Source organism: Wohlfahrtiimonas sp. G9077, from assembly GCF_002252155.1.
GTDB lineage: Bacteria > Pseudomonadota > Gammaproteobacteria > Cardiobacteriales > Wohlfahrtiimonadaceae > Wohlfahrtiimonas.
Window position 1 is genome coordinate 263,986 of the sequence record NZ_NEFD01000003.1, and the last position, 20,974, is coordinate 284,959.

Consider the following 20,974-nt stretch of genomic DNA (forward strand, 5'->3'; position numbering starts at 1 on the left):
TTATCCATTCATTTCAATGCAGCTGTGGTAAAGATCACGCCAGTTGGCGCCGCGCTTTTTCATCACGTTTTCTAAATACTCTCTCCAGACGATTTGATCTTTTTCATCATCCTTAACAATCGCGCCTTGAAGCCCTGCGGCAAGATCATTTTCACAAATGGTGCCTGTGCCAAAGCTTGCAGCGAGCGCCATGCTGTTGGTGATCAAAGAGATGGCTTCCGCCGTGGAAACCACACCGCTTGGGCATTTGAGTTTCTGTTTTTGATCAAGGGTTTTGCCTTCACGCAGTTCGCGGAAAATGGTGACGATTTTTTCAATGTCCGCGCTTGTGGGCAATGCTGCTTTGAGTTGATAACTATTGGCAATTTCAGCCACGCGTTTAGTGACAATGCTCACTTCTGTGTCAAGCGTGCTTGGCGCAGGTAATACAATGATGTTAAAGCGGCGCTTGAGGGCAGAGGACATATCATTGACCCCTTTATCGCGTGTATTGGCAGTGGCAATGATGGCAAAACCACGCTGTGCGCGCTGTTCGCGGGCAAGTTCAGGCACAGAAACTGTTTTTTCAGACAAAATAGAGATCAATGCATCTTGCACTTCAGAGGCGCAGCGAGAAATCTCTTCAAAGCGTGCGACTGAACCTGTTTCCATTGCTCGGAAAATTGGGCTTTGGATCAAAGCCTCTTCAGATGGGCCATTCGCTAGAAGCATCGCATAGTTCCATGAGTAACGAATGTGCTCTTCTGTCGTGCCCGCTGTGCCTTGCACCACTTTACCGGAATCACCACAGATGGCGGCGGTTAAGTTTTCAGATAACCATGATTTCGCGGTGCCCGGTTCGCCAATTAATAAGAGGGAGCGATCGGTTAAAAGTGTCGCAATGGCGATTTCTACTAAGCGATCATGACCAATGTATTTTGGTGTGATGATCACGCCATTTGCTTCACCGCCCACGATGAATTTAAGCACGGCTTTTGGGGAGAGCTGCCAACCGGCGGGTTTTTCCTGTGAGGCATCCTCTTTTTTAAGGGCATCTAACTCATGGGCATATAAAAGTTCTGCAGGTAAGCGCAGGGCATCGTTGGTTTTTTGAGCTTTTTTAGCCATGGGTGACTCCGTTGTTTTGCGCCGCGGCGCGTTGTGTGAGGTTGGCAAGATATTCAACGCTGCCTTGTGGCTTTTTGCCAAGGCGCGCAAACTCTGCATTGATTTTTTCGATGATGCGTGGCGCAGCTTTAGCACTGCCCATGCGCTCTTCTAAATATGCAAAAATTGTGCCCATTTTATCGTAGGATAAATAGTGCATCATATGAGTGAGGCACTCAATCATGCGCGGGCTATCTTTAGGCTCAAGGCCATGCAGCAGTGCTAAGACATCAAAGGCATTGTGAGCATTTTGACCACGTTTGGTGTAATTAGAGCGCAGCATCATTAAAAATTCTTGTGTGGAACAAAAATCATAGAGATCATCAGCCCAGCGTGGATCGGCATATTGTGGATTAGGCGCCGTCAATGCATATTGATAGAGCACATAAAAACGTGGCGCAATGCCATCGGTATAAGGTGAATTATCCACTGAGTCAATCAAATAACAGAGGATGTTGGCAAAATTGATCACCTGATCCATCGGATAGAGCTGTTTAAACGCACGATAGATAAAATGCGGGCAGAAGCTTAAATGGCGCATATTCTCGATGAATAATCTTCGCGCATAATGATCCTGGATCAGTACGGCATTTAATGTGCGCTCAAAATCAGGATGATCTTCAGGCAATCTTAGCTCACCAAAATAGCGGGCAATTGAGGATTGTAGGCGATCAAACTCTTCTGAGAAGGGTTTAAAATTGGCATCACCCTGTTTTTGGCTACGCTGACCTTCATAATCATTGAGTTGCTGGCTGAAACTGATTAAATGCTCGATGAGCTCAGGATAATAGATGTGGTCAAAAATACGCACATAAGCATTGATGTGACGGAAAATATCAGCGGTTTTGCCATAATCTTCTGACCACTCAAATGTGCTGAGTGCTTCAATCTGAGTCAATAACGGGGCAAGGAACGTTGCATCATATCCTCTCAAATCTGTGATGGATTGTAATGTATTGGCCATGAGCTCAAGCGTGCTTAATTTTTGCGTGTTAAATGCCGCCATTAAGAAATCCCAAGCTTCTGGCAAGGGTGAGCGCGCAAGTCCAAGATAAGCCGCTTCTTTCAACGCTTTTTTCTGACTTTTGGCAGCCGCCAATAAATGATCAAGATGATGCAAATTTCTTGAGAGCGCTGGCATCAATGCCACTTGTAACTTTGTGGCTTTACCATTGAGAATGTTGTCAATCCATTCATCGGTGAATGTGTGCCCAAGTTGATCAAGCAGCTCAATGCGGCGCGCATTGCCTTTATTGTCCACTAAAGTGAGGTCTGCCAATAAAAACGGAATCATCGGTGCGCCAATGGCTGGAATGATGGTCTCGGCGACTTCATCAGCAATGTCTGCATATTTATCTTCAATGCCGCGGGCGATGTGGCTATATAGGCGCACATCATGAATCAAGCCACGCGCATAAGCATCTGTGATGATTTCATAGCGCCCTGAACCTGTGGTATTCAATGCGGTGATGGTGGGGGCAAGTTCTAAATAAGTCAGCGGCGTTTTGAGGGTTTCGATGTCTAAGATCGGTTGGGGTGATGTTTGCTCGCCATTAATCACGCTTTTGCCTTGTGTGTATAACACAGCATAGAGCAGGGTAGAGAGCGCAGTTAAATGGGCGGCGCTGTCTTGTGTCTCTGCATTGACCAATGTGTGGATGTGCTCGGCAATTTTTTTGAAAATGGGGGCTTTTCCCCCCATTTTTTCAAAGATGGGCAGTAATTTTTGTAAGCGCGGATCATGATGAGCAAAACGGCTGCCCGCGATCATCAAGCGATTGACCTCTGTGCGTAGGTCAGATAAAGGCTGTAGTAACATAAATGGCGTCCTATTAGTAAATTAAGCGAATGATGCCATCTGTACGCACAATGGCGAGCACTTGTACGGCAAAGGTTGCAGAGGCTAAATCCGTGTGACAACGCACCACTAAAGCAGTATTGTCCGCAGTCTCTGGCAATAGATTGGCCAATAATGTGGTGGTTGGCTCACTGTTTTTAAGATCTTTGACCACTAATGTTGCACCCTTTTGATCCATCAAAACAGGCCTATCATCCACGAGCGCAGCACGATGAAAGGCAATGAGGGCAACGGGATATTTATCTGCCAGCGGATTTTTAATGCTGTTTTTCACAGATTTAATGAGCTCAGCATAATCAGTCGCAGCATGCGTCAATGTACGGGCGTAATCGTTAGTTTCTGCGGCGCGCGTTTTGCACTCTTGATCTTCCCAGCGAATGCGCGGATTGACATCGCCAGGGTAAATGTACAAGGTATCTAGCGTATGAATCTCCGCGGTGGAATTCGTTTGCTGAATGTATTTAGCCGCGCGATAAGGGCGATAATTGAGGGTGGTGAAGATGCGCCCTGTGTTTAAATTGAGCCATAAGCCTTCGTCCACGAATTCTTTACGCGCAGTGTGATCAAAGACATTAAAAGAGAGCTGGATCAATGATGCATTTTCTTCAAATTGTTGCAATTCTGCCAATTCATTGATTTTCCAAGTGCGCCCAATTTGCTCCTCAATCGCGGAGCTCACATCAGGCGATTGCGTGGGTTCTGCATGCCATGTGGTTAAATGCGCACGGCTCTTTTTAAGAAGGGTTGCGATGTAATTGACTTGATCAATGGCGATGGTGTAATCATCTGCTTCAATGTGTGTAATGGCGACAATCAGGTGATTAAATGCCGTTTGAATGCCATTGATGTTGTAATTACCAAGCGCTTTAATTTGTGCTTGATAGGCATCAATGAGCTGACCATCTAATGCCGCTAAGCCAGAATGCACAATGCTATTGAGGAGAGTGTCTGCAATATCCAGCCCAAGCAGCTGTTGATCAATGCGCTTACGCACCGTGGTGGCATTGATTTTTTTGGGTTTGTCAGCACTTTTTGCGCTTGCAGCGTCTGCCTTTTTCTTTTCCGCACGCATCTCCATTTTCCCGCGCTTTGCGGCGATGTCGTCAGGGACAGGATGCTCTACAAATTGCGTGGGCGCATTGCTATAGAGATAGAGCAGGCCAAGGGCATGTTTACATGGGAACTGACGGCTCGGGCACGTACAGCGGAACACAGGATTGTGCTCATCAATATAGTCAGCAGAGCAGTAATAAGGATTTTTACCGCTGCCTGCGCACTCTGCCCAGATCAAATCTTGATCGGGTGAGATTTGCATCTGACTGAATTTATTTTTCGCATAGAGCGCATGGCCATTTTTAGCGGCTGCTGCGTTCGGTGCGAGCGATACAATGCTCGATTCGTTGATGTTCATACTCACTCACTTCTGTTATGGATATGTAGCTCGATATATTTCCGTGTAGGATAACAAAATCGCGCCCAAATAAAATAGAAGCAAGTGAATAAAAAACATGCAAATCAAAAGGATTTATCGAGGTGTTCTCAAGCCACCTTGTACGCCATTTGGGCTCCACATGATTTGCCATAATTGGATTTCTCGAGAGCGAAAAGCCCCCGCGCAAACCAATAAATAGTAGCGGAACATGCGTTCAAATCGCGGTGTATATTGATCACATAATTCTGGCCAAGCGGCTTGAAAACGCTCAAACCAAGCCATCAACGTGCGATCATAATCCGCGCCAAAGTTGTGCCAGTCTTCCATCACCCATTGATTTTCACTGGCATCGGCAATTTTTTGCATGGAGGGCAAAATGCCATTCGGGAAGATGTATTTCTCAATCCAAGGATCAACGTTGATTTTATTGTATTTTGAGCCAATGGTGTGCAATAAAAATAGCCCATCTTCCTTAATGTTGCGGCGCACCACATTAAAATATTCACGATAATTTTTAGGGCCCACATGCTCAAACATTCCAACGGAAACAATGCGATCAAATTGATCATTGAGATCACGATAATCTTCCAACAAAATGGTGACATCTAAATCTTGACAGCGATCTTGTGCAAATTGCTGCTGCTCTTTTGAGATGGTGACGCCAGTGACCGAAACGCCATAATGTTGTGCAGCATAAGCAGACAATCCGCCCCAACCGCAGCCAATGTCCAATAAACGCATGCCGGGTTTTAATTCAAGTTTTTGGCAAATGAGTTCTAATTTATCGCGCTGGGCACTCTCTAAATCCGTGGCGGTTTTCCAATAGCCGCAGGAGTATTGCATGTAAGGATCTAGCATGTGCATGAACAGATCATTGCCAAGGTCATAATGCTCTTTACCCACGATCCATGCGCGGCTTTTGTTCTGTAGATTCCAAATGCGCGCGGCGAGGATTCTCAAAGTGTCATGCCAATTATTTGGTAATTGATCGTCTAATTTTGCACTCAGCACGCGCGTGAAGAAAATATCGAGGCGCTCGCAATCCCACCAACCGTCCATATAGCTTTCACCAAGGCCAATGGAGCCTTGTTGCAACACGCGATCAAAAAAATCAGGATGATTGACTGTGATGTCATAAGGACGTGTACCATTGATCTCGATACCCGCTTTATGGAGCATTTCTTCAATGATGCGTTGTGAATGCGCAACTTTTTTTGATGCAATTTCTGTCATTTGACTCATAACATTCTCCCATGGTCATTCTGTTCATAATAATCTTTCGATTGTGGGGATAGTATTTATGTGAATGATTAAAAAATGAATAATTAATATATTATCTAAAATTATATGATTGGGGGATTGATAATTTTAATGGTGGATTACCAAATGCCGACGAATGCATGCTGAAAAACTAAAGCTTGATGGTAAAGGGTGGATCAATCATCTACAAGAAGTCATTACAGTGCATGGATTCCGTTCTACATTTAGAGATTGGGCTGCTGAAACTACCGACTATTCAAATATGGTCGCGGAAATGGCTTTAGTACATAAAATCAAAAATAATGCTAACCCCCAATATCAATCGATTATAAATCCATTGATATTGGGGATTTTCTCATTACTTATTACAAGACAATAACTTCAAATTTCCGCCATCAATGGTTAAATAGCCATTTTCTAATCGATAAGCTGATTCTGCTGTGCCATAAGTTTGAGAGTAATCAGGTGCAAATTGAGAAAACTCAACCCAACCACCAAAACCTTCATCAGTGTTAAAGTGATCTTCAGGACTTAAAAAATCAAATGTTTCACTTCTCGCATACTGCCAACCAACGATGTGAACTTTATTCCCTGAAATATTAACAATATAATCTGAGTCAGTTTCAACTTCTGGCTTAGAGCACAATCTTTTATCAGTAACCCATGCTCCAATGAAAGTTCTATTAATAGCATCAATACCTGGCGTTGCTTGAACAGAAACTCTTGCTAACTTTGGATTTTTAGCATGAAAAATACTCAAAGGTAATTCGACTTTACGACCACCTAATTTTTCGACTACACCAACAACTTCAAACTCACTAATATCCTGATCAGGACATTCCATTTCTAAATATGTTTCTGCAAAGCGTGTCGCATTTGAATCACCAAAAGCATCTACCGACATAGTGCCATAGCTGATCAATCCACCAAAAGTATCTAGTGCTTTCATAGTAATTTCCATATCAGAAAATTCATAACCACCACCATCAATGGTAAATGCGTATGAACATACACCTCCATTAGCATAATTCATTGCTGTATGGTTAATTTCCGCAGAACGCTGATCTACTGCCACTGCAAATGAAGGAATTAAAGTAGACAACAATGCAACGCATAACAATTTTCTCATAATCTTTCCTTAAATTGATTGATACTCAATTGCTTCAATTATTTGCCCATTTTCTATTTTTAACCTTGTTTTATATATAGGATTTTCTAATGTTACCCTGCACAAATGCTTAGCTTCTGTGCGAGAAGTGTCAATTAAGTTTGTCATATCCTGAAGTTTATCACTAATACTTTTTAGAAAATTATCTGCACTAGATAATAATGCATTAGAAAGCTCAATCTTAGATTGAAGATGCTGCCTTACAATCCTCAAAGACTGACCAAACATATCAATTTCTTTTATAGCTTCCTGAGCTATTTGAACAAAACGATCTTTATTTTCCTTACTATTAGCATATAGTAGTGCATTCAACGTAATACGAAGAAACATGGTTTGAACATAATGAGTCAACAAAGCACTTATTTTATTTGCCTGTTCAAAAACACCATTCCGATACTGTTTTCGAGAAAAGAACCCACTAGAATTATCAGATGTGACTTCGCTCATGATTACACCAAACCTTCTTTTAAAAGTATTAGCTAATTCATAATTTTCTTTTAAGCAATTCTCAATTGAGCTTAATTCTTGCAATGACAATGATGAAGTATTTTGTTGCAAAAAGCTTTGAATATATTTAATTTGCCCTTTCAACTTATCTGCTTGTACTTGTTCTACTTCATCCCTAATACTATCCAACTTACTGATAATACTTGTTAGCTTTTCACTAATATCTTGCATATGCTTCTGAGCCACAGCAACAGATAACCCTGACCAAACCAAACCCGTAATATTAATTTTCTGTAAAGTCTCTGCTTCACTCAAATTGACATGTTGCTGAATCTTCCCGTCAGCACCATGCATAATCCCACGTTTAGCGCCATCCACAGCCTTGCTATTAGCTAATTGATCAAATGGAATATCACAAAAAACATACCCTCCTCTTTGTAATTCTGCAAAATTAGCTAAACCTGGAGCAGCAGATAATAAAGAATTTAATCGATTAATTTGTGCTTGTGGCATATCTCTTGTTTTATCACTCACCATGAGATTAAAATCACATGCTTTTAAACTCAAAATTTCATTACCATCTTCATCCAATATTTTAGATACCGGCTGCTGATATGCGATATTTAAGGCAGATGTAGAATTAACTCTATCACTATATGGTTTTTCATGTTGCAGCCTTAATTCCATACGTCCAAAAACAGCTACACATGGAATTATAATTCGGTCTGCTTGATTAGCTATATTGAACGGAGAGTATTTAAAAACTTTTTTAACCAACTTATTCGGCTTTAAAACCGACATTGTTTCTTGGATTTTCTCAAAAACAGAAATATCATCAGCGAATATTTTTTTTGCTACAGCGATCTCTTTTTCTCTAAGCGACTCATCCTCTCCATTAATGACCTTACGATATGCATCAGACACAATCTTTTCATAAGTTACCAAAGATTTTTTAATGACTGTACGAACCACATTTAACACACTGTTTCCACCATATCTCTGAATTTCACGAGCCAATAAAGTTAAATCGTCATCATTATAGTGAATATTGTTTTTGGCCAAAATAAACTGTTTTTTAATCTCACTATCTAAAGAAACTCTCCCCCTACCCTCATCCGTAAGAATATTAATCAATTCATCTATTTCTGATTTATTTGCTTTTTTTAGCTTCTCGAATAAAACTGGATCACATATCATTTTTGTCATTTCATTTCTTCCTTTATTAACTCTTCCGCCAACTTCTCCGCCTGCTCCAACACTGTTTCTGTCGCCAATTCAGCCATATTTGGCGGGTAGCCATACTTACGCAGCAATCGTTTGACCACAACACGTAAATTGGCTTTTGCAGACTCCTTTTTCGTCCAATCCAATGTTGCATTCTTACGGATGCTTTCAGTCAAAACAACAGCCAATTCTCGCAATGTATCTTTTTGCATCAATTCGCGCGCGCTATCATTATCGGCAACTGCTGTATAGAAAGCATATTCATAATCTGTTAAACCCAATTCATTGGCTAAGTGATCAGATTCCTGAATGGTTTTGGCCAATTTAATCAGTTCATCAATCACTTCAGCAGCTGTTAATACTTTATTCTGATAGCTATTAATCGCAGTTTTGAGCATTTCATAAAGCTTTTTACCTTCCACTTTATTCTTACGTTCACGGATGCTCACTTCATCACTCAAGAGCTTTTTCAAGGTTTCTAAAGCAATGTTTTTATGCTGATAATCGCGCATTTCATCCATAAACTCATCTGAAAGAATGGATATGTCAGGTTTTTGGATGCCTGCTGCATCAAATATATCAACCACGTTATCTGTCACAAGTGCTTGATCTATGGTTTGCTTCACGCGTTGCTCTAAAGCTTCAGCGGTTAAATCACCTGCGCGTGTGGATCCGTTATCAAACTTGGCCAATCTTGCTTTAATGGTTTGGAAATACGCCACTTCCTTTGCTGAATCCATCGCGGTAGGATGAGGTGCAGCCAATGCAAAGGCTTGTGATAAAGCGGTCACCGCTGTCATAAAGCGCTTTGTACCATCATCCAATCCAAAAATATGATTCTCGCTTTCCAAAATAATGCGCAACTTATCACTCGTGGATGCCGTAAAGTAGGCTTTGTAATCATAACCATGCATCATGTTATCGAGGATCTCTAATTTCTCTTGCATGATGGTGACGGCTTCTTCTTGTAACTCAGCAGGATCACCTTTGCCACCGGCATCCGAATAGAAGGATAAAGCTGCTTTTAAGTCAGATGCAATGCCAAGATAATCCACCACTAAACCCCCCGTTTTATCTTTGTAAACGCGGTTCACTCGTGCAATCGCTTGCATCAAGTTGTGGCCTTTCATCGGTTTATCAATATATAGCGTATGCATGCTGGGCGCATCAAATCCTGTGAGCCACATATCACGCACGATCACCAATTTAAGCTTGTCATCCTCATCTTTCATGCGTTTAGCTAAATCTTGGCGCTCTTTTTTGGTGGTATGGTGTTTTGCAATCACTGGGCCATCGGATGCACTCGATGTCATCACAACCTTAATCACGCCATCATTCAAATCATCACTGTGCCATTCAGGTTTAATGGCGATGATTGCATTATATAAATCAACAGCAATGCGGCGTGACATACAAACGATCATACCTTTGCCTTGGTTCGCATTGGCTACGAGACGATCTGAGAAATGCTCTACAATATCTTTAGCAACGGCATGAATGCGCTCTGTTGAGCCAATCAATCCTTCAACTCGTGCCCATTTAGCACGTACTTTCTGAGTTTCTGTGAGTTCATCTTCATTGAATTCATCATCAAAGTCTTTGAGGATTTTTTGCCCTTCTTCACTGATGCGCACTTTGGCCAATCGGCTTTCGTAGAAGATGCGTACGGTCGCGCCATCTTCCACCGCCTGACTGATGTCATAAATATCTACATAATTACCGAAAACGGCCGGTGTATTCACATCAGTTTTTTCAATCGGTGTCCCTGTAAAACCAAGATACGTTGCATTTGGTAATGCATCACGCAAATATTTGGCATAACCATAAGCTGTGCGCTTACCAATAACGTTACCTTCTTCATCTAATACATCAATTTCTTTCGCATGAAAGCCGTATTGTGAACGATGTGCTTCATCGGCAATCACTACAATATTGCTGCGGTTTGATAATGTCTCAAAAATCCCTTCATCATTATCTGCTTGGAATTTTTGAATCGTAGTAAAAATCACGCCGCCTGATTCAACCTTTAATAACTCTTTTAACTCTTCACTGCTATCTGCTTGCTGTGGTGTTTGGCGCAATAATTGTTTAGCTGCACCGAATGTTCCAAATAATTGGTCATCTAGGTCATTTCGATCCGTCAAAACCACAACCGTTGGATTATTCAATGCCAATACGATTTTGCCTGTATAGAAAACCATGGATAATGATTTCCCTGAGCCTTGCGTATGCCAAACAACCCCCGCCTTGCGATCGCCTGCTTTCTGTTCAGAAACCAAATGATGACGTTCACGACCTTGCAAGCGCATCGCAACCTCAGCAGATTCTGATTGCGCGTTCACATCTGCTGCACGAATTGTAGAAAGAACCGCAGCATTGACCGCATAATATTGATGATAAGCCGCTAATTTTTTCACGGTTTTAATGGTTTTAATGCCTGCTTGATCTGTACTTGCCATCTCTTCAAACACAATGAAATGACGGATTAAATCCAATAATGTCACGGGATTGAGCATCCCCTCGATCATCACGATTAATTGTGGTTGCGTGGCTGAAGCCTGAGATAATCCATTGCTGGTTTTCCAAGCCATATAACGGCTCAAATCCGCAGAAATCGTACCTGCTTTGGCTTCTAATCCATCAGAAATGATATTAAATGCATTATAGGTAAATAGGTTTGTAATTTCGCTTTGGTAGGTTTGGATCTGTTGATACGCAGTTTCCATCGTTGCCGTTTCTGAAGCAGGATTTTTAAGCTCAATCACAACCAAAGGCAAGCCATTGATATATAGAATCAGATCAGGTCTTCGTTCATGGCGATCTTGGCGAATCGTCATTTGATTGACAACAACGAATGTATTATTGAGCGGATTGTCAAAATCAATCAATGATGCCAATAAACCTTTTGTTTCACCGTTTTGGTGCACTTCAAGATTAATGCCTTCCGTTAATAAACGATGAAAAGCCTTATTATCACTGATTAATGATGTGCTGTAGATTTGTGTAATCGTACGAAAAACTTCTGCACATTGTGCTTCTGTCAATGTGGGATTGAACCGAGCAATTGCATCCATCACATGTTCATTGATCAAAACATCTTGATACGTTCTTAATGGATGGTTGCCCTTTGGCTCGATATCAGGGCCATGAATGAACTCATAGCCAAGCTTCTGTAACTCTTCAACTGCCATTTGCTCAATATCATCTTCGTATATTTTTGTCATAATTTATCTTTGGTTATGTTTTATTACTTTTCAGGATCGTAAGCAAAATTTCCATCTTTATCAGTAAAAGTTTCAGCGATTGCTGCTCTTGTAAAGCAATCACCTGCATCTTTAAAAGCATCATGCGCTGCTCTAACAACTTTAGCAAAGCCAACATTTTCAGTTTCTGAATAACCATCATAACCACGATCTTTCATGATTGACTTCAAAGAATCAAAAGTGATTTGAATTTCTGCACTTTTTAGTGCAATTGCAAGTTTTCCTATGAATTGATGTCTTTCATTTTCTACTTTCTGCATAATAATTTTCCTTTTATGATTAATCCAACTTAACCCGAACTTCACCGCTCATCAGCTTAGGCAATAAAGTATCTCGAAGGTTTTGTAGCGTTTGTATTTGAATTCTATTTTCATCAATTTTGATAAAATTCGAGCATACTAGCTCATGAAAATCTAGAACCTTTTCAACTGTGGGCATTAAGAATTTTTGTTCAAAAAGTACTGCTTTATAATTTAAGTTTTTAATACCTGAACTGCCATTTTCAAGAGCAAAAAACTCATCTGTGTCATACAAAAATTTCAAATATAAATAAATAAAATATGAATACTCACTATTTCTGACTGTAATTAATCGGCAAAAATTAGAAAAAATTATAGGTTGCGTGAATAACTTTCTTACCCCTTCAGTAATATAATAACTTCTGCCCGTAGATTGAGTTTCTGTACCACCTGAAATTTCTATAACAATATCGCCATTATCTGGCTCTATAGAGAAAAATTTCTTCTCTTTAATAAAACGTAATGGTGCATTTACCGACATATTTTTTTGTAAACTAGCTATATCTGTACCACGTAAACAATATACAGCCTTAGTAAAGTCATCAACTGGAACTTCTTTTCCCCAATCTCCACCTTTAGTGCCTGAAATCCATTTTTCAAATGAGCATAATTCCCAATCCTCTTTCGCTTCTTCAATAAACCATTGCCTAAATAGCGTTTCTGCCATTTTTTCTAAGGTTTCATTTTGGCGCTGCAATAAGTCGATCTTGTCATCTAATGCAGACAAAACATCGGCAATGGCCTTTTGTTCGGGAAGTGGGGGAAGACTTATTTCTATATTTTCTAATGCAGACTTAGAGATATTTGCCTGATTTGCACTACCAGAGGATTGGCTAGCAATGTAGTGAGCCATTTTTTTGTCTTTTAATAAATAGTAAATAAATTTCTGGTTAGATAAGCCATCCAAAGATTCAATTTTTGCTACACGTTGATTTATTAGAGCTTTAATATTCAATTTCAATAGAGAGACAGCTCCTACAACCTGAGCTTCTGCATGAGGGTGATTACCTGTCATCGCAATTAATAAATCATCTTTTATGGCAAGTACTGTATTAAATTTCACATCATGCAAATGATATTGAACATCTTTTAAATTCACATCACCATTTGCAACATTTTTTATCTTTAATACAGGTAATGCACCTGAAACCTCTTCACTCAAAAAATTTTGTGATTTAAAAGCAAATCCATTAATAATCTTAACTACATTTCCTAGTTTTTCAGATTGCCAATCACTCATGCTTGCACCTTCGCCAATTGTTCTTGGATCAATGCATTTAAGCGCGCTTCTTCCTTGAGTTGTTCGTTAAACTCAGCTTGTAAGGCTGTAAAGCGTTCAGCAAAGTTAAAATCATCCTCTTCTTCAGGTAAACCAACATAACGACCTGGCGTTAACACATAATCGAGCTCTGCCACTTTCTCGATGGCAACGGATGCACAAAAGCCCGCGACATCTTCATATTCGCCATCACGATTGCGCCAATTATGATAAGTATCGCTGATTAATTGGATATCTTCATCCGATAAAACCTTAGTGCGGCGATTGATCAAATGGCCAAGATTGCGAGCATCAATGAATAAAATCTCGTTGCTACGATCTTTATACTTCGCTGAGCCTTGACGATCACGGCGCATGAACCACAATGCCGCAGGAATTTGGGTATTTAAGAACAGTTTCGCCGGCAAATTCACAATGCAATCGATCACATTGGCATCTTTAATCAAATTGGCTCTGATCTCACCTTCACCACTTGTTTTGGATGTCAGCGCACCTTTTGCCAATACAACACCTGCTTGTCCTTTCGGGCTCATGTGATACAAGAAATGCTGCATCCATGCAAAGTTGGCATTACCTGTTGGTGGCGTGCCATATTGCCAGCGCGCATCGTCTTTTAATAAATCACCGCTCCAATCCGATACGTTAAACGGAGGATTAGCAATGATGAAATCTGCTTTTAAATCTTTATGGGCATCATTTAAGAATGAGCCTTCACTGTTCCATTTAACATTATCTGAACCAATGCCACGAATCGCTAAGTTCATGCGAGCCAAGCGCCATGTGGTTTGATTGCTCTCTTGCCCATAAATGGATAAATCCTCAATGTGTCCTTGATGCGCTTTTACAAACTCTTCAGATTGCACGAACATTCCGCCAGAGCCACAGCATGGGTCAAAGATACGGCCTTGATAGGGTTCTAACATTTGTACCAATAAATTAACGATGGATTTTGGCGTATAGAACTGTCCACCTTGTTTGCCTTCTGCTAAAGCAAATTCACCTAAGAAATATTCAAACACATGGCCAAGCACATCCGCAGAGCGATCCTTTGCATCATTCATATTGATGTTACCAATCAAATCGATTAGTTCACCTAAATTGGTTGGATCAAGATTTTGGCGTGCATAGACTTTTGGTAAAACACCTTTTAATACAGGGTTATCCTTTTCGATGGATTCCATGGCTTTATCAACAATCACACCGATATCAGGTTGCTTTGCTTGGCCTAACAATGTTTGCCAACGGGCTGATTCTGGCACAAAGAAGATATTTTCAGCGGTGTATTCATCACGATCCTCAGGATCAGCCCCTTCATATTCACCTTCACCTGCCACTAATTTTTGATAATGCGCATCAAAAGAATCGCTGATGTATTTTAAGAAAATTAAACCTAAAACCACATGTTTATATTCCGCAGCATCGATATTTTTACGGAGCTTATCTGCGGCTTTCCATAAAATCACTTCGATTGGATCTTGTTTTACTTCTTTTTTAGCTTTAGCCATCTGAATTATGCCTTTACTTCAATATATTTTCTAAATTATGGCTATTGTAAATGCTTCTAACAATTGTGCAATCACTAGATCAATGAAAGTTCATAGCTTCCTGATGGATCAATCCGTACAGGGTATAAAGGCGGGCAGGGCATTTTAGGCAGACAACAAAAAAGCCCTTAGCATTGCTAAGGGCTTTTTCAATATGGCGGAGGCGGTGGGATTCGAACTCACGAACGGTTTAACCCGTTGCCGGTTTTCAAGACCGGTGCCTTCAACCACTCGGCCACGCCTCCAAAAGAGAAGCTCATTATATATAAAAATTTCATTGTTGCAAGTTTTTATGTTGTAGTTTTTTTGATCAATGGATGATTTAAGGCGTAAATTTAATTTATCTAATTGATTATAAAATATAAATCTTTCCTCTGAAAGATGTGTTATGCCTAAAACTTAAGCAAAATTATGCATATCTATGCGTAAAAAAATCATGATGCGGTGCGGATGTGAAAGATTGACAAAGGATAAAAACGCGCTATGATCAAGATTCACTGTTTTTTAGGTACGTTATGACACATTTATTCGCAACTTATTACTATTATTATCTCCACTTCGCGGGGAGATATTGTTGCGTGTACCAAAAATAACCACACAAACAATCATCGAAGCCCGCACACCGCGGGCTTTTTTTATACCTAAGGAAAATGAGATGGCCTCACTGACACAATTGAAAACATTACCCGCAACTGAATCCATCATCAGTGGCATTACAAATGCAGATGATTTAAACACTGCAACCTATGCAGGGCTCATCTTTGTGCTCACGTCGCCTTATGGCATTGCCATTGATGCGGCGCTTGAGTTTGCAGATGCTTCACCGATTCCGCTCATTGGCATTTTTCAAAACTCTGACCTTGAGGACATCTTATATGTGAGTGAGCAGATTCCATTGTTTGCCGTTTTGCTCAATGGTTGGGAAACGCAAGGCTTTATCAATCAATTGCGTGAGCGTTTACCGATGCACATTAAAATTATTAAAATCGCCCATATGTGTGATGGTAACCCAAAAATGAATTATCAAAATGTGGATTTTTACCTTCTTGGCGGCCATGTTGGGGAACAATTGGCACCGAATTGGACACTTTTAGAACATTTAAACATGGAAAATGTTTTTCTCTCTGGCAATTGGGCAGATGATACAACCCCGCCAAAAGTGGCTAAAAAGCTGTTAGGTTTTGAGATGAATGTTAAAATGATGGTATAACAGCATAACCAATTAACCACAAAAAGGAGGAGTGGTGATGATACGTTGCGTTCGGATGTGGACAGGTGACGATGGTAACTCTCAGTTTGAAGAGGGCTTTATAACATTAAAATCGGGGGAGCGTGGGGATCACGCAAGTTTGAGCATTCCTGTTAAAGAGTTGTCGTTTCGTGAAACAACCTCAGGCGGTTCATATGATTGGCATCAAGATCCTGTGCCAAGATATGTCATTACATTATCAGGCACTTTAGAGTTCGAAATGAAAAATGGCGCTACATTTGTACTCCATCAAGGTGATATACTATTGGCGCAGGATAACAGCGGTACAGGTCATAAATGGCGCTTAATTGGCGATGAGCCTTGGCGACGTGCTTATGTGGTGTATCAAGATGATGCTGATTTATGTTTTGTGCCAACAGTGAAGAAATAGGGAGAAGTGATGAGTCAATCCATGACAGAACAGGCGGATGTCGTTTTAATTGGCGGCGGGATTATGAGCGCGACGCTCGCCACATTTTTAAAAGAACTCGAACCGTCATTAAATATTATGATGTTTGAACGCTTAGAAGATTGCGCACAAGAGAGTTCATTTCCATGGAACAATGCGGGCACAGGTCACGCTGCCCATTGTGAATTAAATTATACACCACAAAAATCAGACGGCACGGTCGACATCAGTAAAGCCGTGAAGGTCAATACTGAATTTGATGTGTCACGCCAATTGTGGTCATATCTTGTGAAAGCAGGAAAGATTGAAAACCCACGTGATTTTATTACGCCATGTCCTCACATGAGCTTTGTGTGGGGCGATGCGAATGTTCAGTTTTTGCGTCAACGTTTTAAACAGTTATCTGAGCATCATTGCTTTGGGGCGATGGAATTTACAGAAGATCGCGCACAGATCGAAGCGTGGGCACCTTTGATTATGGAAGGGCGCGGCACAGATTTACCATTAGCCGCCACGCGTTCTTTAGAAGGCACAGATGTGGATTTTGGCGCTTTAACTCATTTATTAATGAAAGAATTGGTGAAGCAACCAGGATTCACAGTCAATTATCAGCACGAAGTGTTGGATTTAAAAGACAATGGCCAAGGCGGCTGGCGCGTTGCGGTAAAAGATTTGAAATCTGGCCAAAAACGTGACATTTCTGCCAAATTTGTTTTCGTTGGGGCAGGCGGACGCTCCATTGATTTATTGCAAAAATCGGGCATTCCTGAAGGTAAAGGGTATGGCGGTTTTCCAGTCAGTGGCATTTGGTTGCGTTGTGATGATGAATCGATTGCCTCACGCCATGAAGCAAAAGTGTATGGTAAAGCCTCCACGGGTTCACCACCGATGTCTGTTCCGCATTTAGACACGCGCGTGGTCAATGGTAAACGCTCACTGTTGTTTGGTCCTTATGCAGGTTTCTCCACAAAATTCTTAAAACACGGTTCGTACATGGATTTGTTCGGCTCCATCAAAGGCAATAACATTGAGCCGATGTTGGCGGTTGCAAAAGACAACTGGGATTTGACGAAATATTTAATTGGTCAAGTGTTGCAAAGTTCACAAAGTCAATTCAATGCCTTAAAAGATTTCTATCCAAATGCAGAGCGCATCCATTGGAACAAAGCGGTGGCGGGTCAGCGAGTGCAGATCATTCGCCCAAATAAAGAGAAAAAAGGTGTGTTGGAATTTGGTACAGAGCTCATCACCAATGAAAACAAATCCTTGGCAGTATTGTTAGGGGCATCGCCTGGTGCTTCAACTGCGGCACAAATGGCATTGAATGTGCTCAATCAATGTTTTGCCGATGATATGGCACAAACCGATTGGCAAGCGCGTTTAAAAGCGATGATTCCAAGCTATGGTGTTGATTTGAAAGTCGATGCCCAAGCGTGCCGCGACATTAGAAATGAAACGACAGAAGTATTGAAGCTAAAGATGTGATAATTATGTTACCAAGTGTATAATTAATGTTTATTCAACATTCATTTTCATAAGGTAACATTATGTCATCATTTTTTTCTCTGCCTGCATTGCTCGGCGGATTGCTCATTGGGCTCTCCGCCGCAATTTATTTTCTCTTTTTAGGGCGCGTGATGGGCGTCAGTGGCATTTTAGGCAATCTATTGAGCCGCTGTGGTTTGACAAGTTGGCGCTTGCTGTTTGTGGTGGGCGTGATCATCTCCCCTTGGATTTATAGTCTCATTGCACCTTTACCGGTGCCAGAAATCACGAATAATAAAATTCTGCTCATTGTGGCAGGCTTACTTGTGGGCGTTGGCGCTGCATTAAGCTCCGGTTGCACGAGCGGACACTCCATTTGTGGCATTTCACGTTTGTCGCCAACGTCTGTGGTGGTGACGATGATCTTTATGGTGGCGGGCGGCATTGCTGTCTTTTTCGTGAAACATTTATTGGGACTGTAGGGGGCAATATGTACGCATTGATTTCATTGATCGCAGGCATTGTATTTGGTTTGGGCTTGATTTTATCGGGGATGGCAAATCCTGCGGTGGTGCAAGGATTCTTAGATGTCTTTGGCGCTTGGAATCCTGCTTTAATGTGGGTGATGGTGGGCGCTTTGGTGGTGAGCTTTATTGCCGTCACCATTCTTAAAAAACGCGGCCGAACGCTTTTAGGTGAGCCGCATCATCTGCCCACCAATACGCCTTTAGATCAAAAGCTCATCATGGGTGGATTGATCTTTGGTGTGGGTTGGGGCTTGGTTGGCATTTGTCCCGCGCCTGCTTTGGTTTTAGTGGGTGAAGGCAACAGCGATGGTTTAATCTTTGCCGCTGCCATGATCATTGGCTTATTCATCCCACGATTATTTAAAAAATAATGGGTCGGCTTTAAAAGAAAAGCTCAGCATGGCTGAGCTTTTTTGTTGGGCATTAGGATCGTTCAAGTGCTTCAATCGGCGCAAGTTGTGCGGCTCTTCGTGCCGGGAAATAACCAAAGAGCATACCAATGGCGCTCGATGCACCTAAGGCAATGATGATGGAGCTGGCAGAAAAGCCTACGCTCAAATCCATTTTCAGCTGATTGATGCCAAAACCTGCTGCATAAGCCACCAAAATGCCCACAATGCCGCCTAATAAGCACACCAGCACCGCTTCAATTAAAAATTGCATGGAGATGTCGCTTTTACGTGCACCCACCGCCATGCGCATGCCGATCTCTTTGGTGCGCTCGGCGACGGAAACGAGCATAATATTCATCACGCCAATGCCGCCCACCACAAGGGAGATCATGGCAATGGAGAAGATCAAAAAGCGCATCATAAATGTGGTTTCCTCTAGGAGCTCTTTAAAGGAGTCGGCGGTGAAGATGAAAAAGTCCTTGCTGCCGTGGAGCTGCGTCATGAGATTGGTGAGGGTTTGCTCTGCCAATTTCATGTCAATGTTATCCTGCACAGTGACGGTAATATTGCGAAGATAACTCTGTCCCAATAAACGCTTCATGGCGGTGGAATAGGGAATCATCACCGTGAGATTGCTATAGCCGCCGGCACGTTGTGCTTTTGAGGTGGCAACGCCAATGACGCGCACGGGTAAGCGGTTCATGATGATCACTTCACCAATCGGGTCGCTGCCATCACTAAAGAGCTCATCGCGCGTGCCTTCGTCAATCACCACTTCAAGGCTTAAATTTTCCTCACTTTTTTCATCAAAGAAGATGCCTTCTGCGGGTGTGTAGCCTTCTGTTTCAAAGTATTGGCTGCCAACGCCCATCACAGAGACATTTTTTTCCGTATTCCCATAGCGGGCAAGGGCGGATGTTGCCACAACGGGCGTCACATTTTTCACAAAAGGTTGCTGCTTTAAGAATTCCACATCTTGCGGCGTTAAACTGCGTACGCGCCCTGAACGTGCATCCCCAAAGCCGCTGCCAGGATAAATGGTGAGCGTGCTTGTGCCCATCGAATTGATGTTGCTTAAAATTTGGTTCATGGTGCCTTGCCCAAGGGCAATGACGAGCACCACAGAGGCAATGCCGATGATGATGCCAAGCATGGTTAAAAAAGTTCGCATCCGCTGCATGGACATAGAGATCAATGCCATGCGAAAAGCGTTGAGCACGCGATCCATCATCAACATCCATGATGAACCGCGTTGTTCTGTTAAAGGTGGAAGATCCACAGAAGGCATTTGAGCAGGCAAGGGCGGTGGCGTGTTTTTTTCATCACGAATCACTTGGCCATCTTTGAGCTCAATGATGCGTGAGGCATGTTTGGCAACATTCGGATCATGGGTGACCAAAATAATCGTATGTCCCGCTTGATTGAGCTCTTGAAGAATTTTGAGCACTTGCTCGCCGCTTTCACTGTCAAGGGCACCGGTGGGTTCATCGGCTAAAATCACCTCGCCGCCATTCATTAACGCACGCGCAATGCTGACCCGTTGCTGCTGACCGCCTGAAAGTTGTGTGGGGTAATATTTGATGCGTTCTTTGAGCCCTAGGGCGGCTAATAAGGCATCGGCGCGGGTTTTGCGTTGATGGGGCGAAAAGCCTGCATAAATGGCGGGCACTTCCACATTGCCTTGAGCATTCAATGTGGATAACAAATGGTAACGCTGAAAGATGAATCCAAAGTGCTCGCGGCGCAGCTCTGCCAACTGATCATCATCGTAGTGACCGATGTTTTCCCCATGGAAATGATAATCGCCGGTAGAGGCCTGATCTAAACAGCCCAAAATGTTCATCAAGGTGGATTTACCAGAACCTGATGCACCAATGATGGCCACCATTTCGCCAGATTCAATCGTCAGATCAATGCCTTTGAGGATTTGTACGGATTGATCCCCAGATTGAAAAGTACGCGTGATGCCGGATAATGCGATGAGTGCCATGG

At 42.0% G+C, this 20,974-nt stretch carries 17 protein-coding genes and 1 tRNA gene; 6 read left to right on the top strand and 12 right to left on the bottom strand.

Going from position 1 to position 20,974, the window contains the following annotated elements; genetic code table 11:
* The 4 genes from B9T20_RS06005 to cfa all read right to left on the bottom strand — a co-directional run bounded on the left by B9T20_RS06005 (nt 1) and on the right by cfa (nt 5,678).
* A complete protein-coding gene (locus tag B9T20_RS06005) occupies nt 1-1,107 on the bottom strand; it encodes an AAA family ATPase (protein WP_094490253.1) in 1,107 nt (368 codons plus the stop codon).
* The gene (locus tag B9T20_RS06010; RefSeq protein ID WP_094490254.1) at nt 1,100-2,965 is read right to left on the bottom strand and encodes a hypothetical protein; all 1,866 of its coding nucleotides are present in this window, start codon (nt 2,963-2,965) and stop codon (nt 1,100-1,102) included. Before B9T20_RS06010 ends, B9T20_RS06005 begins: the two co-directional genes overlap by 8 nt.
* Nucleotides 2,966-2,978: 13 nt before the next feature.
* Nucleotides 2,979-4,415: an SWIM zinc finger domain-containing protein gene (locus B9T20_RS06015; RefSeq protein WP_094490255.1), complete on the bottom strand. Its 1,437-nt coding sequence runs from the start codon at nt 4,413-4,415 to the stop codon at nt 2,979-2,981.
* 114 nt (nt 4,416-4,529) lie between these two features.
* A complete protein-coding gene (gene cfa / locus B9T20_RS06020) occupies nt 4,530-5,678 on the bottom strand; it encodes a cyclopropane fatty acyl phospholipid synthase (protein WP_094490256.1) in 1,149 nt (382 codons plus the stop codon).
* Between the two features lie 154 nt (nt 5,679-5,832).
* Here cfa and B9T20_RS10190 point away from each other — a divergent pair, with 154 nt between their 5' ends.
* On the top strand, nt 5,833-6,075 hold the full coding sequence (locus B9T20_RS10190) for a hypothetical protein (protein WP_199415228.1): 243 nt from the start codon (nt 5,833-5,835) through the stop codon (nt 6,073-6,075).
* Here the strand turns inward: B9T20_RS10190 and B9T20_RS10130 are convergent.
* The 7 genes from B9T20_RS10130 to B9T20_RS06060 form a co-directional block, all read right to left on the bottom strand.
* Nucleotides 6,055-6,825, bottom strand: coding sequence for an IrmA family protein (locus tag B9T20_RS10130; protein WP_158520527.1), 771 nt, complete (start codon nt 6,823-6,825; stop codon nt 6,055-6,057). The two genes, B9T20_RS10190 and B9T20_RS10130, sit on opposite strands and share 21 nt — an antisense overlap.
* Nucleotides 6,826-6,834: 9 nt before the next feature.
* Nucleotides 6,835-8,517, bottom strand: a complete 1,683-nt coding sequence (locus B9T20_RS06035) for a hypothetical protein (protein ID WP_094490257.1) — start codon at nt 8,515-8,517, stop codon at nt 6,835-6,837.
* Nucleotides 8,514-11,759: a type I restriction endonuclease subunit R gene (locus B9T20_RS06040; protein ID WP_094490258.1), complete on the bottom strand. Its 3,246-nt coding sequence runs from the start codon at nt 11,757-11,759 to the stop codon at nt 8,514-8,516. The genes B9T20_RS06035 and B9T20_RS06040 overlap by 4 nt, the downstream gene beginning before the upstream one ends.
* Before the next feature lie 23 nt (nt 11,760-11,782).
* Complete coding sequence (locus B9T20_RS06045; protein ID WP_094490259.1) at nt 11,783-12,058, bottom strand: hypothetical protein; 276 nt, start codon at nt 12,056-12,058, stop codon at nt 11,783-11,785.
* Nucleotides 12,059-12,077: 19 nt separating this feature from the next.
* Nucleotides 12,078-13,337, bottom strand: coding sequence for a restriction endonuclease subunit S (locus B9T20_RS06050; protein ID WP_094490260.1), 1,260 nt, complete (start codon nt 13,335-13,337; stop codon nt 12,078-12,080).
* Nucleotides 13,334-14,881 (bottom strand): class I SAM-dependent DNA methyltransferase, encoded by a 1,548-nt coding sequence (locus B9T20_RS06055; RefSeq protein WP_094490261.1) that lies wholly within the window; start codon nt 14,879-14,881, stop codon nt 13,334-13,336. The genes B9T20_RS06050 and B9T20_RS06055 overlap by 4 nt, the downstream gene beginning before the upstream one ends.
* Nucleotides 14,882-15,075: 194 nt before the next feature.
* Nucleotides 15,076-15,165, bottom strand: a tRNA-Ser gene (locus B9T20_RS06060).
* Between the two features lie 410 nt (nt 15,166-15,575).
* Between B9T20_RS06060 and B9T20_RS06065 the strand changes: the two genes are divergently transcribed.
* From B9T20_RS06065 to B9T20_RS06085, 5 genes are all read left to right on the top strand, one after another.
* On the top strand, nt 15,576-16,130 hold the full coding sequence (locus B9T20_RS06065) for a tryptophan biosynthesis protein TrpCF (protein WP_094490262.1): 555 nt from the start codon (nt 15,576-15,578) through the stop codon (nt 16,128-16,130).
* Between the two features lie 37 nt (nt 16,131-16,167).
* Complete coding sequence (locus B9T20_RS06070) at nt 16,168-16,560, top strand: cupin domain-containing protein (RefSeq protein WP_199415229.1); 393 nt, start codon at nt 16,168-16,170, stop codon at nt 16,558-16,560.
* A 9-nt stretch (nt 16,561-16,569) separates the two neighbouring features.
* Nucleotides 16,570-18,063 carry a malate dehydrogenase (quinone) gene (gene mqo, locus B9T20_RS06075; RefSeq protein ID WP_094490264.1) on the top strand — a complete coding sequence of 498 codons (1,494 nt, stop codon included), beginning with the start codon at nt 16,570-16,572 and terminating at the stop codon, nt 18,061-18,063.
* Between the two features lie 62 nt (nt 18,064-18,125).
* Nucleotides 18,126-18,545 carry a YeeE/YedE family protein gene (locus tag B9T20_RS06080; RefSeq protein WP_063503929.1) on the top strand — a complete coding sequence of 140 codons (420 nt, stop codon included), beginning with the start codon at nt 18,126-18,128 and terminating at the stop codon, nt 18,543-18,545.
* Between the two features lie 8 nt (nt 18,546-18,553).
* On the top strand, nt 18,554-18,961 hold the full coding sequence (locus tag B9T20_RS06085) for a YeeE/YedE family protein (protein ID WP_094490265.1): 408 nt from the start codon (nt 18,554-18,556) through the stop codon (nt 18,959-18,961).
* A gap of 52 nt (nt 18,962-19,013) precedes the next feature.
* Here B9T20_RS06085 and B9T20_RS06090 read toward each other — a convergent pair whose 3' ends face one another.
* Entirely contained in the window at nt 19,014-20,972 is a 1,959-nt protein-coding gene (locus B9T20_RS06090) for a MacB family efflux pump subunit (protein WP_094490266.1), read from the bottom strand.
* Between the last annotated feature and the right edge of the window lie 2 nt (nt 20,973-20,974).